Source organism: Sphingobacterium suaedae, assembly GCF_042684625.1.
Taxonomy (GTDB): Bacteria; Bacteroidota; Bacteroidia; order Sphingobacteriales; family Sphingobacteriaceae; genus Sphingobacterium; species Sphingobacterium suaedae.
The window spans coordinates 1-623 of sequence record NZ_JBHULR010000011.1; the positions used below are offsets into that span (position 1 = coordinate 1).

The 623-nt window shown below is 57.8% G+C and carries 2 protein-coding genes; both read right to left on the reverse strand.

From position 1 onward, the window contains the following. The coding region (locus tag ACFSR5_RS15750) for a reverse transcriptase domain-containing protein (RefSeq protein ID WP_380905421.1) at window positions 1-352 on the reverse strand (352 nt) is incomplete at its 3' end. Continuing rightward, a partial coding sequence (locus ACFSR5_RS15755; RefSeq protein ID WP_380905422.1) for a hypothetical protein occupies window positions 349-623 on the reverse strand: 275 nt, incomplete at its 5' end. The genes ACFSR5_RS15755 and ACFSR5_RS15750, both read right to left, overlap by 4 nt.

A 623-nucleotide genomic window follows, 5' to 3' on the forward strand; every position in this document is an offset into this window, starting at 1 on the left:
GCGCTGACTTGCCAGGACGGTAGCCGTAGCTGTCCGGATGGAAGATACCCTCAACAATCCGTTCAAGCCGCTCCTTGACCACGGTCTGCCCGATGCGATCGGCTATCGTCGGGATACCCAGCGGGCGATTGCCGCCCCCTTTCTTCGGTATCTCGACAAGCTTCACCCCCGGTGGCATGTAGCTGCCCGAGCTCATGCGGTTCCACAGTCGGTAGAGATGGTTCTTCCAGTCCCTGCCGAACGACAGCAGGCTCACGCCGTCAACCCCTCCGCTCCCACCGTTCGACCGTACTTTACGGTAGGCATCGTACATTTCCATCCGGTCAATAACAAATGGTTTCGCCCCTTTCATTTCGGTACCTCCTGTCTCGGGATAATCCCGTCGGCAGTTTCCCTCATCGAAAGCGGCCAGATAATACGTCCCCTTCGCTCCATTGCCATTACAGCAACTTCCTCACTAATACGGGACGTTCCGCCCCCGTGCCACGCATTGGTACTTTCCCCCTTGCGGTGTCCCCCGCTTGGAGTTTTCCCTTGACATCGTGACGACAGGTTCTCCTGTTCCGAACAAAAGCCTGTGCTATGCTCGTGCCGCCTATACGCCGGATGCCGCATGGACAGTA